This is a genomic window from Halopseudomonas pachastrellae (assembly GCF_900114765.1).
GTDB classification, from domain to species: Bacteria; Pseudomonadota; Gammaproteobacteria; order Pseudomonadales; family Pseudomonadaceae; genus Halopseudomonas; species Halopseudomonas pachastrellae.
This window is the reverse complement of record NZ_FOUD01000044.1, coordinates 1-3,193: the sequence shown is the minus strand read 5'-3', so window position 1 is coordinate 3,193 and position 3,193 is coordinate 1. Positions and strand designations below refer to the sequence as shown.

Genomic DNA, 3,193 nt, shown 5'->3' with positions numbered 1-3,193 from the left:
AGTTGCTGAGTATCGCCTATGGCGTACTCAAATCAGGTAAGCCCTTCGACCCAGCATTGGCCATTGCGCACTAAGTTGGAAGACGGTATCTACGGCACAGCGCGGCGTCCGTTTTCCTGGGTTACTCGGTGTGGAAACACAATAAAAAACGCCCGAAGGCTTTCGCTTTCGGGCGTTTTTGCTGGCTAAGCGGCTGCGATCAGGCGGCGGGCTGGGCTGCCTTGACCATGGTTTGCAGCTCACCAGACTCGTGCAGCTCCAGAATAATATCGCTGCCGCCTACCAGTTCGCCGTTGATCCACAGCTGCGGAAAGGTCGGCCAGTTGGCGTAGCCCGGCAGGCTTGCGCGGATTTCCGGGTTTTGCAGAATGTCTACGTAGGCAAACTTTTCACCGCAGGCCATCAGCGCTTGTGAGGCGCGGGCAGAGAAGCCGCACTGCGGGGCGTTCGGCGCACCTTTCATGTAGATCAGTACCGGGTTGTTGGCGATCTGTTCTTTGATGGTATCGATGATGTCCATTGCATTCCTCATGAGGTTGTCGGCGTTCTGGCGCCTTGCAGATGCGCCATTCTAACGTAAAGGAAGCTCTGATCAATTCCACACGCCCTCTGCGAGTGCTCAAGTGTGCAGACGCAAGGCGCGGTGTGCAGCCAATAGTGGTTCTATTGGCAAGCAGCGCAACGCCGCAGATGCATGCTTGAGCGCTCGCCCTGCGGGGCGTTCAGGCCGGTCAGCACCCTGCGTTGTGATTTCTCGACAGGTCCCGACATGCCTTCGAAACCACGCCTTGATTGCGGACCGGCCGGAACGCCAGAAGGCGTGTGGAATTAATCAGCGCTTCCTAAAGTCCTGCATCCTGCTGAGGCGCAAAAGCCTCTGCGACCAAGGCCCATTTGCCACGGGCCGGATTTTCCCTATAAGATCCCTGCTTCTCATTATTACTGTGGCTGTTACCAGGCCGTCAGGCTCTCTGGTACGGCGACGTATTTCCGGTCGTAAAGCGACCGAGGTTACTAGTATGACTACACGGCACTTTCTATCGTTGATGGACTGCTCGGAAGCCGAGCTCATCAGCCTGATCAAACGCGGTATCGAGCTCAAATCCCTGCATCGCCAGGGCGTGGTGTATGAGCCGTTGAAAAACCGCGTGCTGGGGATGATCTTCGAGAAGGCGTCCACCCGTACCCGCGTCTCGTTCGAGGCGGGCATGATTCACTTGGGCGGCCAGGCTATCTTTCTGTCGCCGCGCGACACCCAGCTGGGCCGCGGCGAGCCGATCGAAGACAGCGCCCGTGTGCTGTCCAGCATGTGCGACGCCATCATGATTCGCACCTTTGCCCACGAGACACTGGAAACCTTCGCCCAGTACTCCAAAGTGCCGATCATCAACGGCCTGAGCGATGACCTGCACCCTTGCCAGCTGCTGGCCGACATGCAGACCTATCTGGAGCATCGCGGCGCGATCAAGGGCAAGACCGTGGCCTGGATCGGCGACGGCAACAACATGTGCAACACCTTTATTCAGGCGGCCATCCAGTTTGATTTCAATCTGCGCGTTGCCTGCCCCGAAGGCTACGAGCCGGCCCAGCAGTTCCTGGATCAGGCTGGCGACCGCGTAACCGTAATGCGCGACCCGATGGAGGCCGTCGCCGGCGCTCACCTGGTCAACACCGACGTTTGGGCATCCATGGGCCAGGAAGATGAAGCCGAAGCGCGCCTCAAGCAGTTTGCGCCTTATCAGGTAACCCCGGCGATGCTGGATGCGGCCGACGAGTCGGTGCTGTTCATGCACTGTCTGCCCGCCCACCGTGGCGAAGAAGTCAGCGACGCGCTGATGGAAGACCCGCGCAGCGTGGTCTGGGATCAGGCAGAAAACCGCCTGCACGCGCAGAAAGCGCTGGTCGAATTTTTGCTGGTTGAGTAACGCCATGACCACGCCGGTGCTGGAGCTCGACTCTCTTGAATGCGGCTACGGCCAGCAGTTGATCGTCAACGCGCTGAGCATCCACCTGCGTGAGGGCGATATCGGCTGCCTGCTGGGCCCCTCTGGCTGCGGCAAGACAACGACTCTCCGGGCCATTGCCGGCTTTGAGCCCATCAGCGGCGGCAGCATCCTGCTCGATGGCAAGGCGCTAAGCACCGCGCAGCACCGGGTTGCCCCGGAACAGCGCCAAATTGGCATGGTATTTCAGGACTATGCGCTCTTCCCGCACCTGAGCGTGGCGGAGAATGTGGGCTTTGGTATTCATACCTCGCCCGACCGCAAGCGGGTTGTCGATGAGCTGCTCTCGCTGGTCAAACTCGACAAGCTCGGGCGGCGTTACCCGCACGAGCTGTCCGGCGGCCAGCAGCAACGCGTGGCCCTGGCCCGAGCAATGGCCCCCAACCCGCGCCTGTTGCTGTTGGACGAGCCCTTCTCCAATCTAGATGGCGAGCTGCGCCGCCGGCTGTCTGCCGAGGTGCGCGATATTCTCAAATCCCGAGGCATCAGCGCCATGCTGGTCACCCATGATCAGGCCGAGGCTTTTGCGGTGTGCGATCAGGTCGGCGTGCTGAAAGATGGGCACCTGCAGCAATGGGATACGCCCTACAATCTGTATCACGAACCCGCCACGCCCTTTGTCGCCAGCTTTATCGGCCAGGGCTACTTTATCCGCGGCCATATGCAGGCCCGCGATACCGTTGCTACCGAGCTTGGCGTTATTCAGGGCAACCGCGCCTACCCGATGCCAGAGGGCAGCCCGGTCGACGTGCTGCTGCGCCCGGATGACCTGGTGGGTGACGCCAGCAGCGCCCTGCGCGCCCGCGTAATCGACCGTACCTTTCAGGGTGCGACCATCCTCTACCGCCTGCAGCTCTCTACCGGCACCCAGCTGGAAGCGCTGTTCCCGAGCCACGCCGACCACCAGCCCGGCGATGAAGTCGGCCTGCGCGTCGCCGCCGAGCACCTCGTGCTCTTCCCGGCCCAAGGCAGCGTCAACCTGCACGCCCAGCTGCCGCTGGAGCAAGTCCTCAACGCCAACCAGTCAGCCTGACGTCACCCGCAGCAGGACCCCGCGGATACGCTGCGCTTAATCCGCCCTACGGACCAAACCACACCGTAGATACCGTCTTCCAACTTAGTGCGCAATGGCCAATGCTGGGTCGAAGGGCTTACCTGATTTGAGTACGCCATAGGCGATACTCAGCAAC

3 protein-coding genes are annotated in these 3,193 nt (G+C 60.8%); 2 read left to right on the top strand and 1 reads right to left on the bottom strand.

Annotation, left to right across the window (positions count from 1 at the left end; translation table 11 throughout):
* Positions 1-199: 199 nt before the first annotated feature.
* Complete coding sequence (gene grxD / locus BM116_RS18490; protein WP_083729463.1) at positions 200-520, bottom strand: Grx4 family monothiol glutaredoxin; 321 nt, start codon at positions 518-520, stop codon at positions 200-202.
* 499 nt (positions 521-1,019) lie between these two features.
* On the opposite strand from grxD, the gene argF reads away from it, so the two are divergent.
* Positions 1,020-1,925, top strand: a complete 906-nt coding sequence (gene argF / locus BM116_RS18485; RefSeq protein WP_083729461.1) for an ornithine carbamoyltransferase — start codon at positions 1,020-1,022, stop codon at positions 1,923-1,925.
* Between the two features lie 4 nt (positions 1,926-1,929).
* Complete coding sequence (locus tag BM116_RS18480; RefSeq protein ID WP_083729459.1) at positions 1,930-3,036, top strand: ABC transporter ATP-binding protein; 1,107 nt, start codon at positions 1,930-1,932, stop codon at positions 3,034-3,036.
* Positions 3,037-3,193: the final 157 nt, after the last annotated feature.